14 protein-coding genes are annotated in these 16,378 nt (G+C 40.2%); 4 read left to right on the top strand and 10 right to left on the bottom strand.

Translation table 11 applies throughout. The annotated features are described in order from the left end of the window. Position 1: 1 nt before the first annotated feature. The 4 genes from LG307_RS08845 to LG307_RS08830 form a co-directional block, all read right to left on the bottom strand. On the bottom strand, positions 2–1,366 hold the full coding sequence (locus tag LG307_RS08845) for a dihydrolipoamide acetyltransferase family protein (RefSeq protein ID WP_404449871.1): 1,365 nt from the start codon (positions 1,364–1,366) through the stop codon (positions 2–4). A gap of 123 nt (positions 1,367–1,489) precedes the next feature. Beyond that, complete coding sequence (locus tag LG307_RS08840; protein ID WP_404449869.1) at positions 1,490–2,467, bottom strand: alpha-ketoacid dehydrogenase subunit beta; 978 nt, start codon at positions 2,465–2,467, stop codon at positions 1,490–1,492. 3 nt (positions 2,468–2,470) lie between these two features. Further along, positions 2,471–3,586, bottom strand: a complete 1,116-nt coding sequence (pdhA, locus tag LG307_RS08835) for a pyruvate dehydrogenase (acetyl-transferring) E1 component subunit alpha (RefSeq protein WP_060667189.1) — start codon at positions 3,584–3,586, stop codon at positions 2,471–2,473. 513 nt (positions 3,587–4,099) lie between these two features. Continuing rightward, complete coding sequence (locus tag LG307_RS08830) at positions 4,100–4,765, bottom strand: YkyA family protein (protein WP_404449867.1); 666 nt, start codon at positions 4,763–4,765, stop codon at positions 4,100–4,102. A 204-nt stretch (positions 4,766–4,969) separates the two neighbouring features. Between LG307_RS08830 and def the strand changes: the two genes are divergently transcribed. Continuing rightward, on the top strand, positions 4,970–5,524 hold the full coding sequence (gene def / locus LG307_RS08825) for a peptide deformylase (protein WP_404449866.1): 555 nt from the start codon (positions 4,970–4,972) through the stop codon (positions 5,522–5,524). Between the two features lie 235 nt (positions 5,525–5,759). Here def and LG307_RS08820 read toward each other — a convergent pair whose 3' ends face one another. Both LG307_RS08820 and LG307_RS08815 read right to left on the bottom strand, forming a co-directional pair. Beyond that, entirely contained in the window at positions 5,760–6,548 is a 789-nt protein-coding gene (locus LG307_RS08820; protein ID WP_404449865.1) for a Cof-type HAD-IIB family hydrolase, read from the bottom strand. 19 nt (positions 6,549–6,567) lie between these two features. Beyond that, entirely contained in the window at positions 6,568–7,473 is a 906-nt protein-coding gene (locus LG307_RS08815) for a DMT family transporter (protein WP_404449864.1), read from the bottom strand. Between the two features lie 790 nt (positions 7,474–8,263). On the opposite strand from LG307_RS08815, the gene LG307_RS08810 reads away from it, so the two are divergent. Both LG307_RS08810 and rnjA read left to right on the top strand, forming a co-directional pair. Next, positions 8,264–8,473, top strand: coding sequence for a DNA-dependent RNA polymerase subunit epsilon (locus LG307_RS08810; RefSeq protein ID WP_404449863.1), 210 nt, complete (start codon positions 8,264–8,266; stop codon positions 8,471–8,473). A gap of 6 nt (positions 8,474–8,479) precedes the next feature. Next, on the top strand, positions 8,480–10,147 hold the full coding sequence (gene rnjA / locus LG307_RS08805) for a ribonuclease J1 (protein WP_404449862.1): 1,668 nt from the start codon (positions 8,480–8,482) through the stop codon (positions 10,145–10,147). 105 nt (positions 10,148–10,252) lie between these two features. On the opposite strand, the gene LG307_RS08800 is transcribed toward rnjA, so the two are convergent. Next, positions 10,253–10,933 (bottom strand): potassium channel family protein, encoded by a 681-nt coding sequence (locus tag LG307_RS08800; protein WP_404449860.1) that lies wholly within the window; start codon positions 10,931–10,933, stop codon positions 10,253–10,255. A gap of 163 nt (positions 10,934–11,096) precedes the next feature. On the opposite strand from LG307_RS08800, the gene LG307_RS08795 reads away from it, so the two are divergent. Then, positions 11,097–11,561: a helix-turn-helix transcriptional regulator gene (locus LG307_RS08795; RefSeq protein ID WP_404450421.1), complete on the top strand. Its 465-nt coding sequence runs from the start codon at positions 11,097–11,099 to the stop codon at positions 11,559–11,561. Positions 11,562–11,951: 390 nt separating this feature from the next. Here LG307_RS08795 and LG307_RS08790 read toward each other — a convergent pair whose 3' ends face one another. The 3 genes from LG307_RS08790 to LG307_RS08780 form a co-directional block, all read right to left on the bottom strand. Continuing rightward, positions 11,952–13,799, bottom strand: a complete 1,848-nt coding sequence (locus LG307_RS08790; protein ID WP_404449858.1) for an ABC transporter ATP-binding protein — start codon at positions 13,797–13,799, stop codon at positions 11,952–11,954. Positions 13,800–13,815: 16 nt separating this feature from the next. Further along, positions 13,816–15,570: an ABC transporter ATP-binding protein gene (locus tag LG307_RS08785; protein ID WP_404449857.1), complete on the bottom strand. Its 1,755-nt coding sequence runs from the start codon at positions 15,568–15,570 to the stop codon at positions 13,816–13,818. Between the two features lie 287 nt (positions 15,571–15,857). After that, positions 15,858–16,307 (bottom strand): TlpA disulfide reductase family protein, encoded by a 450-nt coding sequence (locus LG307_RS08780; RefSeq protein ID WP_404449855.1) that lies wholly within the window; start codon positions 16,305–16,307, stop codon positions 15,858–15,860. Positions 16,308–16,378 lie beyond the last annotated feature (71 nt).

Here is a 16,378-nt window from a genome sequence, read left to right as displayed (position 1 = left end):
ATTAACCCTCCATTAACAATAATTGTGGATCGTTCAATAGACGCTTGATATGGTTAAGCGCATTTTGAGCAGTAGCGCCATCAATCATACGATGGTCAAAGCTTAGTGATAAGGCAAGAACGGGAGCCACTACAATTTCTCCGTCTTTCACTACAGGTTTTTCTGCGATACGGCCGATACCTAAAATCGCAACCTCTGGATGGTTAATAACCGGTGTGAACCATTGTCCACCAGCAGAACCGATGTTTGTGATTGTGCAAGAAGCACCTTTCATTTCATCAGATGCCAATTTACCGTCACGCGCTTTTCCAGCAAGCTCGTTGATTTCGTTGGAAATGGAGAAGATAGACTTTCTGTCTGCATCTTTCACAACAGGAACCAGTAAGCCTTTTTCTGTATCAGCAGCGATTCCGATATTGTAATAGTGCTTGTGAACAATCTCATCTGTTGCATCATCAAGAGAAGTGTTAAGTACTGGATACTCACGTAACGCAGATGTAAGTGCTTTAACTACGTATGGTAAGAATGTTAACTTAATACCTTTGTCTGCTGCAACTGATTTGAATTTCTTACGGTGTGCAACAAGCTCTGTTACATCGATCTCATCCATCAATGTTACGTGAGGTGCAGTGTGTTTGGAGTTAACCATTGCTTTTGCGATCGCACGACGCATACCACTCATTTTCTCACGAGTTTCTGGATATTGACCAGCAGGAATTGCTTGTTTTTCTTGTTTTGCTTCTGCTTTTGTTTCTTCTTTAGCTGTTGGAGCTGCTTCAGTAGCAGTTGTTTCCACTGCTTTTGCACTGCCTCCGCTTAAGAATGCATCGATATCGCTCTTAAGAACACGGCCATTGTCTCCAGATCCAGCAACTTGACGGATTTCAACGCCTTTTTCACGAGCATATTTACGTACAGAAGGCATCGCGATTACGCGTCTGTTAGGATCTACTTCTACTTGCTCTTGAGCACCTGCGCCTGTTTCAGCTTTTGGCTCTTCTTTTGGAGCTTCTTCTTTTTTCACATCTTGACCAGCTTCAGCTGTCGCTTGAACTTGTCCTTCTGTTTTTTCTTCAGCTTTGTCATCGTCACCGTGGTCGTCGCCTTTAAATTTAAGGTCTTCATAACCTGGAGCGTCTAGTGTGATGATTGTTTGTCCAACTGTACAAACGGTTCCTTCTTCCACTTTCAATTCCGTAACTTTCCCTTTTACAGGAGATGGAATTTCTACGACTGCTTTATCGTTTTGTACTTCACAAAGTACGTCATCTTCTTCGATCTCGTCACCTGGTTTTACGAACCACTTTACGATTTCACCTTCATGGATACCTTCACCGATATCTGGCAGTTTAAATTCGAATGCCACAGTATTCAACCTCCTATGATAGATAGCCTGATTTTCTTTTTGCTTATAAAATGGAGAGCCCACTCTTGGCTAGGCGAAGAATGGACTTCCGTATGGTAGTTCTATTGAAGAACTGGATATATATTAGAAGTTCAGAACTTTTTTAGCTGTTTCAAGAACATCTTTATGATTTGGCAACCATACGCTCTCTGCTTGAGAGAATGGGAATACCGTATCAGGAGCAGCAACACGCAATACCGGAGCTTCTAGGCTCAGGATAGCACGGTCGTTGATCTCAGCTACGATATTTGCGCCGATACCAGCTTGTTTTTGTGCTTCTTGAACAACAATCGCACGGCCTGTTTTTTCAACAGATGCAATGATAGTTTCAATATCCAATGGGCTGATCGTACGCAAGTCAATCACTTCAGCAGATACTCCGTCTTTTTCAAGTTGGTCAGCTGCTTTTAAGCACTCATGTACCATTGCTCCGTAAGTAACCATCGTAATGTCGGATCCTTCACGTTTAACGTCTGCTTTACCGAGTTCGATTGTGTACTCTTCTTCTGGTACTTCTTGACGGAAAGAACGGTATAATTTCATGTGCTCCAAGAAAATAACAGGATCGTTATCACGGATTGCAGAAATTAAAAGACCTTTCGCATCATATGGAGTTGCAGGAATTACCACTTTAAGTCCTGGTTGTTGTGCCATAAGTCCTTCTAAGCTATCTGCATGAAGTTCAGGTGTGTGCACTCCTCCACCGAATGGAGAACGGATCGTAACTGGTGCAGACCAACGTCCACCAGTACGATAACGCATACGAGCAAGTTGTCCGCTAACAGAGTCCATTACTTCGTAAACGAAACCAAAGAATTGAATTTCCATTACAGGACGGAAGCCGGTTACACCGAAGCCGACAGCAAGTCCACCGATTCCTGATTCTGCAAGGGGTGTATCAAACACGCGGTCTTCCCCGAACTCAGCTTGAAGGCCTTCAGTTGCACGGAAAACCCCACCGTTTTGACCAACGTCTTCACCGAAAAGTAAGACGTTTTCGTCATTTTTCAATTCTGTGCGTAACGCATCAGTGATCGCTTGAATCATTGTCATTTGCGCCATGGCTTACTTCGACTCCTTCTCTTTGTAGATTTCGTTTTGCTCTTTAAGGTTATTAGGAAGCTCTTCGTACATGAAAGAGATTAAGTCTGTAACTTTTTGTTTAGGTTGGTCATCTGCTTTCTTGATAGCAACCTTAATATCTTCTTTCGCTTCTTCGATAACTTTGTTCTCTTCATCTTCGCTCCAGATTCCTTTGTTCTCAAGGAATTTACGGAAGCGTACTAACGGATCTTTCTTTTCCCACTCATCATCAAGTTCAGAAGTACGGTAACGAGTTGGGTCATCACCAGCCATTGTATGTGGACCGTAACGGTACGTTAATGTCTCAATTAATGTAGGACCTTCACCATTAACTGCGCGCTCACGTGCATCACGAGTTGCCGCGTAAACTGCAAGAGCGTCCATTCCGTCTACCTGGATACCAGGAATACCGGCTGCTACTGCTTTCTGAGCGATTGTGCCTGCTGCAGATTGCTTTTCAACTGGTGTGGAAATCGCAAAACGGTTGTTTTGTACAACAAAGATTGCTGGCGCTTGGTAAGCTCCTGCGAAGTTAATACCTTCGTAGAAATCACCTTGAGAAGCTCCACCGTCTCCTGTGTATGTAATTGCTACCGTCTTTTTGCCTTTTTTCTTCAGTCCAAGTGCAACACCTGCAGTTTGGATGATTTGAGCACCAATGATGATTTGAGGTGGCAGTAAGTTAACACCCTCTGGCATCTGGTTGCCGTGGAAGTGACCACGAGAGAATAAGAATGCTTGATATAAAGGAAGGCCATGCCAGATCATCTGTGGCACATCACGGTATCCCGGTAAAATGAAATCATCTGCTTCAAGTGCAAATTGAGAAGCCAATTGGGAAGCTTCCTGTCCTGCTGTCGGTGCATAGAAACCTAGGCGTCCTTGTCTGTTCAAGCTGATGGAACGTTGATCAAGTACGCGAGTATATACCATACGGCGCATTAATTCTTTTAATTGGTCATCACTTAACTCAGGCATTGCAGCTTCGTTTACTACTTCGCCTTCTTCATTTAAGATTTGGAACGTTTGGAATTGTTCTTCCACTTTCGCTTTCTGCTGCTTTGGATCAAATTTAGCATTTTTAGTTTTTGCAGCCATCTACGTCACCTCTTCCTTTCTATTAAGAGAACTATTTAATACATCATTACATACAAAAATAGGTTACCCAAAAACGTGTTTTAAAAGACATTTTTCTGATTGTGATGCAAAAACGTATCTTTCCTCTTTTGGTGTTTACAGCAATATGCACCATAAGCACTTAAATTTATACTGTATTAATCTTTCCGAATAAAATATTAATACAACTTTTCACCAAGGTCAAGTTTACAACACACTCCGTAACCCCGTCAATCTCTTTGCTTGGATTGACTTCCTTAACCAAAATAAGTAAAAAGTATATTCTGAAACCTACACTGTACTAATACAAGAACTAAACCTGTATCACATTGCACAACAGACAACATCTTGTTATGTCGTAATAATAAAAAACGCTATAAATCCCATTCCCGATATCACTTAAACTTAATCATTCCCTTACCAATGATTATTCTGAGATAATCTTCGCAACAAAAAAGACCCGCGGAGGCTAGCTCCTGCGTGTCTTTTTTCAGCTTAATTATCATACGTGACATTGAGTCCCGCTTTTTTATAAAAATCCAGTTTGGCTTCATTATACTGTTCGGTATAATTGTTGAACGTTTCGTTTGCCGCGTTGATTTTCTCGTACTTCTCATTTAAATCATTTATCTGCACTTGGAGTTGCTCCAAAGTCAAATCTTCCGTTTGAAATAATTTGTACATTTCTTTTTCCACTTCAATAGACTTTGAATAATGATTCGATAAAGTCATGTAGGCTTCGTAGCGTTGTTCCATTAGTTGGTATAAAGATTGCGCCTCTTTTTTCAGCTCTTCATCCTCTAATGACTCAATAGCAGTTTTCACTTCTTCAAACTGGTCACGCGCTGCCTCAATGCTCTCTTTTTCATTTTTCATGGCAGCTTCTTTTTGCTCCACCAGGGCAAGCCCCTCTTGAGAAAGTTTCACGATCTGATCAAATTCTTTCATTCCCAAAGTCAAAATTTCATCATAAATAGCAGATTCTTCTTTTTCTAAATCTAATAAAGGTCCTTGTTGTTCTTCAAAGCTGGCTTCAAGTTCTACTACTTCTTCTAATGTCTGGAAAATCTCCTGTTCTGGTGATTCTCCATTCACACAACCGGTCAGTAATAGGGAAAAAGCCAAAGTACCCGTATATACAATCCTCTTCCAAAAAAGCAATTTAAATCCCCCTAACGTATCTTCTATTTAACTATAAATTTTATTGCTAATTTTTACAATATTAAATTCATATGTTATGCATAAATAAAATTAGGCAAACAGATTTTCACTTGGCTTTTCATAATATGAAATAAGATAGTTTATCGCTTCCATATAATCGATTAAATGGAGTATAGTATAACTATAAAAGATAGGAGTGAAATCATGCTTACAGCGAAAGACATCATAAAAGAAGGGCATCCTACATTACGTGCCGTAGCGAGTGATGTTCCCCTTCCCCCATCCCAGGAAGATACCACGATTCTTCAAAAGATGATGGAGTACCTCCAAAATAGTCAAAATCCTGATATGTCCCTACAATACAATTTACGTCCAGGTGTCGGGTTGGCAGCTCCCCAAATCAATATTGCTAAAAAAATGATCGCCGTTCATATTAGAGACGAAAGCGGGACCTTACATAGCTATGCTCTTTTCAACCCTAGAATAGTTAGCCACTCCCTAGAAAAGAGTTTTTTAACATCCGGGGAAGGCTGTCTCTCTGTCGATAGGGACGTACCAGGGCTGGTGCCAAGATATGCCCGTGTTACGGTTAAAGCTGTCAATCTGCAAGGAGAAGAGATTAAACTGCGCTTAAAGGGACTGGTGGCGATTGTATTTCAACATGAAATAGACCATCTAAATGGGGTTATGTTCTATGATCACATAAATCACCAGAATCCTTTCCAACCTCCGGATGGCGCGATTCCGATTGAAAGATAATTTATTTACTTCTAATACTGTAATTATTGGTTAAAGCCTAGTGATTGAAATAACCTAGTTGATTGGAGTGGAAGGCGCGTAGACGCCCGCGGGAGGAAGGGACAGGTGAGACCCCTGAAGCGGAGTGAGGAGGCTCACGGACCGCCCGCAGGCAAGCGAAGCGCCTGGAACGGAAATCAACCGTACTATAAACAAGAAAGCCTGATCGATTGTCGATCAGGCTTTCTTCTTTTCCTTAACGGGTTTTCTGTTTTATCAATCCAACTAGCTCGAGCCCATGAAGAATTCCATCTTCCCCCACATCTTTTGTAACATGGTTGGCCACTTTTAATAACTCAGGATGCGCATTTCCCATTGCAACCCCTGTTCCAACAAAATCAATCATTTCCACATCATTTAACCCATCTCCAAAAGCATATACATTCTCTTTCTTAAACGGTAATCTCTCTAGCATTCTTTGAATACCAATTGCTTTAGAGCCACCTTTTGGAAGGATGTCTGTGGAGTAATCGTGCCAGCGGATGAAATGAAAATCCTTGTAAGCATCCACATAACTCTGCTGATCCGCATCTTCTATAAACAATAACGCCTGATAGATCTCCGTTTCATCAATAAAGCTTGGACCATATTCGGGATGTACGAATTTAAGACTTCCCATACTCTCGTTTATAAACGGGTGATTTTCTACGTTCGCCTTCATCGTTTCGTGATTTAAATACACAAGGGGATGTGATACCTTTTCGGTATTTTCACGAAGCAAATGTAATTTTTCAGCATTCAAAGGGTTTTTATAAATGACTTCCCCTTCGAATACAACATATTGTCCATTAAAGCTTACATACGTGTCTATATCTAATTCTTTTCGTAAATCTTCAAACATGAACGGAGCTCTCCCTGTTGCAATTGCTACATAAACTCCTTGTTCCTGTAATTCTTTTACCGCCTTTTTTGTTGATGCCGGCAGTTCTTTTTGATGATCCAAAAGAGTACCGTCTATATCAAAAAACACTATTTTCTTTTCCATTATTAATCACCTAACTTTTTTAGACTGTGATGTTCTTCATCGCTTTTTGTTTTTGTGCCTTTGTTTTATACGAAGATAAATATACACCACTGAAGATAAGAATCAAACCGAAAAGCATATGAAGGGTAATTTCCTCCCCTAATAACATGCTTCCCCATAACATGGCCGTAATCGGGACTATATATGTTACAAGGGAGGCGAATTCCGCACTTCCCTCTTTCACCATATAATAATAGAGGAGGTAAGCAACACCCGATCCAAAAACCCCTAAGCCAATCAAGGACACAATAATGGAGGCACTTCCTATTGCAAAAAAGCCAGATGGTTGCATCATAAGCATCATACCCCCTGATATGACACCCGCTACCGCTAGTGTGCTAAATGAAATAACAGTGATTGGAATGTTTTGCAAATGCTTTTTGCTCAGATGCGCACCAAAACCGTAGCAAATGGTAGCCCCCAACATCGTGCCTACACCTAATAGATTATCCTGAAACAATTGAAGTAAATTTAATTCCAATAAAACAATAATTCCAAGAAATCCTACACTGACACCAATCCATTGCATTTTTTCCATTTTGCTTGAAAAGATGGAAAAGCCGATCAGAATCGTCCAAATTGGTGTAGTAGCGTTAACTACCGAAGCCAAACTGCTGCTAATAGAGGTTTCGCTTACTGCAATAAGAGCCCACGGAAGAGCATTATTTAAAACAGCTATCAAAATAATGGGAATGAGCGGGAGATTTCGGAGTGACTTTAATTTATTCTGGATAAGAAGCAGGAAGAGCAAAGTTCCCGCACCAAACAAACATCTCCAAAACACAACTCCCCAGACCCCCAAATCCACTACAAGTAACTTTATAAAAAGAAAGGACATTCCCCAGATCAAACTCAATGTAAATAATGCTGCATACAGTCGCTTCATCCAACTTACCACCTTAATTTTAGGGTTACGAAATAAATATTTATTTTAACCTACACGAAGAAAACCTTTACTGTCAATGAAAATTTAATCTGCATTTCAGCTTCGTGGAAAGTCAACCAAAGGCCTTATTCCCAATAGGCCATTTATATGTTACTCTGATGATAACCATACTAAATTCTACGTATATTGTTCAGAAGTGAAAGCCATTTCCTCATGTACTGAAATTTCGTATATTTTCCAGCAACTAATTACTCTGTTTGACGCATATTAACTACTAACAAACAGAACGTACCTTAAGTACAAGGAGTGAACCGCTTATGTTAAGAAGGCTTAGAAAAAAAATACTGCGTAGAATGAACAATATTCTTAAAAGAAAAACAATCGCCTAATCCTTGTTATTAAAGAGTCCTCCCTTGCCGGAGGACTCTTACATATTATTTATCCATGAAATTATCTCCCTTTGTTTTTAATCCTTCTCTATTGGAGAAAATAGAAAAGCACTTCTTTTAGGGAAAAACATGAAATTTCTTGATGTATCGTATATAATATAGGGTAATAATGGCTTTTTGGCCAATGACCGGTTATGCTATATGGATATTACTAGGAAGCATTATTAAAATTCGCGTTGTCTTTTTGTAAGGAAAAAAGCATTGTAGCTTGACGCAAGATAGTGGGTCGACGGACACTTCCGCCTTTTTCCCTTACATAAAATAACTATATATACTACTCCTTCCCTTACTGCCAAAGGAGAGGCGAAGGAATAGACAGATTTTTTTAAGGAGAGATAGCAATGTTGTTTAAAGTGTATTACCAAAAAGATTTAGCTGAAGCACCAGTAAGAGAAAAAACGGAATCTCTTTATGTGGAAGCATCTGCAGTGTTTGAAGTCCGCAGAAAATTAAAGGACAAGCCATATAACATAGAATTCATCCAGCCTGTATCCGGAGATTTCTATGAGTATGAAAAGCAATCCGAAAACTTTAAAGTATTGGAGATATGATAGACAATGAAATTTGTAAAAAACAATCAAGCAGCGGTTTTCGCTTTAGGCGGGCTAGGTGAGATCGGGAAAAACACCTATGCAGTTCAATTTCAAGATGAAATCATTTTAATTGATGCCGGAATCAAATTTCCTGAAGATGAATTACTAGGAATCGACTATGTTATTCCAGATTATACGTATTTAGTAAAGAACCAAGAGAAAATCAAAGGGCTTTTCGTTACGCACGGACATGAAGACCATATCGGCGGTATCCCTTACCTACTTCGTCAAGTGGACATTCCTGTTTATGGCGGTAAGCTGGCACTTGGCCTAATCAAGAACAAACTAGAAGAGCATGGACTGCTACGCAAAGCAAAACTAATTGAAATCCAGGAAGATGATATCATCAAGTTCCGTAAAACTTCGGTAACATTCTTCCGCACCACACACAGTATCCCTGATTCTTACGGAGTGGTTGTCAAAACACCTCAAGGGAACATCGTGCACACTGGTGATTTCAAGTTTGATTTCACTCCAGTTGGAGAGCCTGCAAACTTAACAAAGATGGCTGAAATCGGAAAAGAAGGCGTTCTTTGTTTACTATCCGACAGCACAAACAGTGAGATCCCTGACTTCACCATGTCAGAGCGCCGTGTTGGAGAGAGCATCCAAGACATCTTCCGTAAAGTTGATGGTCGTGTTATCTTTGCTACATTCGCATCCAACATTCACCGTTTACAACAAGTGGTAGAAGCTGCAGTAGCCCACGGCAGAAAAGTGGCAGTTTTCGGACGCAGCATGGAAGCAGCAATCAATATCGGTCAGGATCTTGGTTATATCCAAGCACCTAAAGATACATTCATCGAAACGAACCAAATTAACCGCATGCCGGCAAACAAAGTCACTATCCTTTGTACCGGAAGCCAAGGTGAACCAATGGCCGCTCTTTCAAGAATCGCCAACGGAACCCACCGTCAGATTCAAATTATACCTGGAGATACGGTAGTATTCTCATCCTCCCCTATCCCAGGAAACACACTAAGTGTCAACCGCACCATCAACATGTTGTTCCGTGCAGGAGCTGATGTGATACACGGTTCACTAAGTGACATCCATACTTCTGGTCATGGTGGACAACAAGAACAAAAGCTTATGCTTCGCTTGATCAAACCAAAATACTTCATGCCAATTCACGGTGAATACCGCATGCAGATCACTCACAAACAGCTAGCGATCGATTGTGGAGTACCTGAAGAAAACTGCTTTATCATGGACAACGGTGAAGTACTTGCTCTTAGTGAAGATGAAGCTTCTGTAGCTGGTAAAATACCATCCGGTAATGTTTACATTGACGGAAATGGTATCGGTGATATCGGAAACATCGTTCTACGCGACCGCCGCATCCTTTCTGAAGAAGGCCTAGTGGTTGTTGTAGTAAGCATTAACATGAAAGACTTCCGCATTGCTTCCGGCCCAGACATTATCTCACGCGGTTTCGTTTATATGAGAGAATCCGGTGATTTAATCAATGATGCACAGTCCTTGATTTCCAAGCATCTGAATAAGATCATGGAACGCCGTACAACACAGTGGTCCGAGATCAAGAATGAAATTACGGATACTCTTGCTCCGTTCCTTTATGAGAAAACTAAACGCCGTCCAATGATCCTTCCAATTATTATGGAAGTTTGATCTTGAGGTGAAATAGTATGGACTCCCCCTGACTTTGAGGTTTGGGGGAGTTTTTTTACTCAAAAAAACCAGCAAGGTTCCTTCCCTCACTGGTCATATTCTACTTTATTCTTCCACCACATTTTTCTCAAAACGCGTAATATCCGTATCTGCACCAATAACAATCAGAATATCCCCTTGTCTGATGGCATCAGTCGCTTGTGGTGAGACAATGATATCTCTTCCTCGCTTAATCGCAACAATGTTAATTCCGTACTTAGCGCGTATATCCAAATCGATCAGCGTGTTTCCATTCAAACGTCTGCTCGCTACAATCTCCACGATACTATGCTCATCAGAAAGCTCCAGATAATCAAGAACGTTATTAGATACAATATTATGGGCAATACGTCTTCCCATATCCCTCTCTGGATGGACCACTTGATCTGCGCCAATTCGACTCAAGACCTTTTCATGATAATCATTGGTTGCCTTGACTGTTATATGCTTAACCCCGAGTTCTTTCAATATCAAGGTTGTCAAAATACTTGCTTGGATGTTGTCTCCAATGGCAACGATTACATGATCGAAATTACGAATCCCGATACTTTTGAGAACAGCCTCATCCGTCGTATCGCCAACAACTGAATGAGATGCGATATTAGCAAACTGATTCACTTTTTCTTCATCATTATCAATCGCGAGGACCTCTACGCCCTCATCACTCAATGCCTGTACCATGCTTCCACCAAAACGTCCCAATCCGATAACCGCAAACTCTTTTTTCTTCAACACAGTCTCCCCCATTTACTCTGGAATGTATAGTCACTATTGTACCATAATCATTAATTTTCTTTCTCTTAAAATGAAATCACGTATAATTATATTCTGAAAATTATTATTGAAATCAGCAATAATAAAGTGTAAAATTACACATATGATATAAAAAAGGAGCATTTGGCACCCTATGATGAATCAAGACGAAGTTATCACTCTAGTATCAAATAAACTCAAACTAATCCGAACGGAATATAACTACACACAAGACAGAATGGCGGAAGTTTTGGGGATCTCTAAGAAGACTTTAGTACAAATCGAAAAAGGTCGCACTACAGCCGGCTGGACAGTCTGTGCTGCAACATGTGCCTTATTCCGTGAAAGCCACGTATTATCCTCTGTGCTTGGTGCTGACCCATTAGAAGTTATCGAAACGATTGCTCACGAGAAAATAGATGCACCAAAAGATAAGACAATGGGCGGCAAAGTTTGGTGGAAAGAGATAAAAATGCAAGGGTCATTCCGCCTTCAGCAAAATGTCATCAGTCAGCATTATAGAATACTAGATGAAATGGACTTTCGTTGGTACAGCTCTTTTGAAAAAGAGGATGCGTTAGAGAGATTGATCGAGTTATCAGCACAACAGAAAGGAGATTGAGTAAATGGATGTCAATATTGTCGTTCTGATTGCTGTCCTCTTCCCTATTTTTCTGGCTGCTTGCTATATTACTGAAAAGATTGAGTATCGCTAATCAAAATATCAATAGTGATGACTCTGGTTATTGCAAAAATCTCATTATAAAGCCACTTTCATTACATATACTTCCATAAACAAAGGAGCTCTTGTGGGAATATAAGGATTGTCGATCATTTGAAGTGATTTATTGAATAATTGAAGAGGTTTATTGAATACTTTGACCTCTTTATTGTATAATTCCCCCCGTTTATTGACTAATTCCCATTCCGAGCATTCTTGCGCCCACTATTAAGCAATTTCGTACGGCACACAAAAAGACACCGGTCCAAAAACCGATGTCTTTTTTTATTCTCAGCTTACATCCTGCATCGTAAACTGTGCTTTCACCAAGTGATAATAAATACCGCCGTGCTCCATCAGCTTATCATGATTGCCCTGCTCCATGATATTCCCATGATCAAGGACAATGATGTTATCTGCTTCCCGGATAGTGGATAACCGGTGAGCGATAATGATAGCTGTACGACCTTTCAACAGCTGTTTAAGAGCCGTCTGGATCTTTACTTCGGTTTCTGTATCAATACTGGCAGTTGCTTCATCTAAAATGATAATGCTAGGGTCTGCAAGCAAGGCACGTGCAAAGGAGATCAATTGTCTTTCTCCGACAGAAAGGACATTACCCCTCTCCTCTACCTCTGTTTCATATCCATTTTTCAAACGCTCGATAAACTCGTTTGCGCCAACAGCCTCGGCAGCTGCCCTTACCTCTTCATCTGTCGCAGTTGGACGCCCGAAACGTATATTATCATTGATGGTTCCAGAAAAGATGAAGGTATCCTGCAATACAACACTGATTTGAGAACGAAGGCTTTGAAGAGAGATGTCACGGATATTATGTCCGTCAATTTTCACTTCTCCTCCTGTTGCATCATAGAAACGTGAAATCAGGTTGGCTATCGTCGTTTTCCCAGATCCGGTATGACCAACCAATGCCACTGTCTGACCTGCTTCCATTTTCAATGAAATTCGGTTCAGTGCGGTACGTTTACTGTCATAGGAGAACTCGACATCCTTGAATTCGATTTCCCCGCGAATGGTATCCAATTGGATGGCATTGTCCTTCTCATCCACAATTGGCTTTTCATCCAAAAATTCAAAGATACGTTCAGAAGAAGCCATCCCGACAAGCAGCATATTATATAACTGACCTAGTCTTGAAATCGGTTCCCAGAACATCCCTAAGTAAAATGCAAAGGAAATGAACACACCGACAGTTAATGTACTCGTGCCACCTGTAAGAGACTGTTGAATAAGGTAGGCTCCATACCAGATAAGAATGGCGGTACCAACAGCATTTGTCATCTCAACAAATGGACGGAAAATGGCATTCTGTCTGGTCGCATTTTTCCAAGACTCAAAGTTTTCGGTATTGATGCGGTCGAAGAATCCCATGTTTTCTCTTTCTTGCGTAAAGGATTGTGTAACACGGACACCTTGGATACTTTCATTTAAATGAGAGTTTAGCATGGATTGCTTGATACGTACATCCTGCCATGCTCTTCTTATTTTCCTGCGCAAGCTAGTGGAAATGAAGAACATGATCGGTAAGATAATTAAAATGGCAGTAGCCAATTCAGGACTTAATGTAAATAAGATCACTACGATACCGATTAAAAGGATAAAGTCCATTAGCAAGTTGATAACACCGTTTGTGAACAATTCTTGCAAGGAGTTAATGTCATTCATAATTCGAACAAGGATGGACCCGGCGGAGCGTTGATCGAAAAATCGATGGGATAGTCCTTGCACATGTGTAAATAAATGCTTCCTTAAATCATAAATGACGTTCTGTCCTAGCATGTTCATCCATCGTATTCTCAATGCGTTCGCCACATAGGAAATGACATACAAAACAGATACAATCACCGCTAGATTGACAAGCATATCCATGTCTTTTTGCTTAATGGCAACATCATATAAGTATTTACCTATGATGATTGGAATTGCTAACCTTACCGCTGTTGCTATTAACATGGTTATAATAGCTAATGGCAGCAATGTTTTTGAATAAGGTTTCATATAAGAGAAAAGCCGCCACATCTGTTGCCAGTTAAAAGGCTTTTCAATTGCATTATCAGTAGAATAATAGAATCTCTTCTTCACATTATCGTTCAATTCAATTTTCTGTTTTTTGCGCATTCTGTTTCACCTGCCTTCAGTTAGTCTGAGCTTCCAAAACCGTTTTTTGGTCCTTGTACTGGATATCATAAATTCTTCGATATGACCCGTTCTTTTGGACAAGCTCGTCATGTGTACCGCGCTCCACTACTTTTCCTTCTTCTAACACGAGGATTTCATCGGCATGTTTAAGTGAGGAAATACGGTGCGCAATAATAAATGTTGTTCTGCCAGCCAATGCCGCCTTTAATTCTCTTTGTATATTAAACTCTGTTTGCATATCCACTGCACTTGTTGCATCATCCAACACTAAGATACTCGGATCAAGAATTAACGCACGAGCAATCGCAATACGTTGTTTCTGACCGCCAGAAAGCCCCATTCCCCGTTCACCAAGCATTGTGTCGTAGCCGTCAGGAAGTTCCATGATAAATTCATGGGCCTGCGCCATTTTTGCAGCTCGAACGATATCTTCCATGGAAGCATTCGGTCGGCCGTATGCGATATTAGATTTAATAGTGGAAGAAAATAAGAAGGATTCCTGAAGCACAAATCCGATTTGATTTCGAAGTGAGTACAACGAGTATTTATTTACTTCTTCCCCATCAATTAAAATGCGGCCAGACTGCGGCTCATAAAACCTTGTGATAAGCTGTGTGATACTTGTTTTCCCGGATCCTGTCGCACCGATTAACCCAATCTGCTTTCCTGGAGTCGCGTCAAACGATACATTTTCAAGCGCCGTCTTATCCTCATTTGGATAACTAAATGTAACATCCTCAAACGTTACATGCCCATTTAAATTCGGTACATCTTTTGCATCTGGTGCATCTTGAATGTCCTCTTCTGCTTCTAGAATCTCCAATAACCGTTCTCCGGAAGCTTTTGCTTGAGAGAACTGATTGATAACAAATCCTAAGTTTGCAATCGGCCAAACAATATACCAGACCAAGCTGAAGAATGCTACGAGAGCCCCCTCTGATAATTGACCAGTAATTACTAAATAACCTCCAAACCCAAGAAGCCCCACCACACAGGCATTTCCGATAAACTCCATTAGCGGGAAGAACTTTGCCCATACATTCGAAGTGGAAATATATTTATCTTTATAGTCCACATTAGAATCATTGAACTTATTAATTTGATAATCTTCACGAGATAAAGATTTAACTGTATTGATTCCACTGATGTTCTCTTGTACATTCGTGTTCAGTTTACCGAATGACTTACGAATTCCACGGAATGCCGGGTGAACCCTTTTATCGAAACGGTACGTGACAAATGCCAGAAAAGGCATAGCCAGTAATGTGACAAAAGTTAAAGCTACTGAATAATAGAACATTAAACCTAAACTGATGGTTACTAACAACACGAATCGGATCAATTCGGCAAATCCAAATGATAGGAAAAACCTGAATCCTTCAACATCCGCTGTCAGTCTCGACATCAAGTCCCCAGTCTTCGCATTATCATAATAACGAAACGGCAGGAATTGCAGTTTTTCGTAAAGTTCGTTTCTTAAGCGGTACACCGATCGAATTCCGAACAGGTCACCTAAAAACTGATTAAAATACGTAAATAACCCCTTTAATGCCATGATTCCAATGAATCCAAGTGCAATATATGGTACGTATTGGAATTGTTGTTTTTCAATAACTTCATCAATGGTCACCTGTAAAATAACAGGATAGATGACAGTGATGACCGTTACTAAAAGCAAAAATATCAATGATATATAGAAATTTTTGCGATAAGGCCAGTAAAACTCTTTCAGCTTCTTAAAAGTCTCCACATGTATTCCCTCCCTTTGTTAACTCATGCTGGAAAATATAAGATAGTATCTAATATATCGAGTTTCGAAATATTTATCCAGTCTTTTTTGGAAAAATTTAAATTATTTATACTATTATTTTATTTGATTACTTTAGACATGGTAAGTGACAAGAAGGCGGATGTTTTCTACGTCTTTAGTCGGAGATAAGTGAACAACTTTAGAGTATATGAGAGAGGTGACGCGAATAGAATCTGCGCAAAAAAAGAAAAGGATCGCCCATCAAGGCAACCCTTTGTCATGTTTTCTTATTTTTCCATTTCACCTAGTACGCGGTTTACACGTTTTTCTAGCATCTTCATACCGCTGCCTCCAGCTTGGAAATGACGAAGATTACCTTCTGCATCAAATACATAATATGCCGGAACATACTGATTTTCAAATGCATCTGTCAATTTATGTTCACTGTCCACGAAAATGGGCTGAGTGATATCATGTTCACTTGCCGTTTTCTTAATAGAGTCAAGATTCAAATCGTCCTCAGAGCGTGGCATATGAACAGCTATTACATTCAACTTGTCCTTGTAGTTGTCGCGGAACTCATTCACTTGCGGCATCGCTTCTTTACATAAATGGCAGCTTACAGACCAGAAATGGATTAGAGTTGGCTTATCTCCAATTAGTTCTTCTCTTGTCACCTGTCCGTTCAACCATTCAGTTGCGCCTGTCAATTCAGGCATTGGGGAGCGTAATTTCATCCTAATAACCTCCTAATAATATCTATGTAGTGCAAAGAAAAGGCCTAACGATAACCGTTAGACCTTATTCT

The sequence above is a fragment of the Sutcliffiella horikoshii genome, from assembly GCF_044809035.1.
Taxonomy (GTDB): domain Bacteria; phylum Bacillota; class Bacilli; order Bacillales; family Bacillaceae_I; genus Sutcliffiella_A; species Sutcliffiella_A horikoshii_G.
This window is presented reverse-complemented; position numbering and strand designations above follow the sequence as displayed.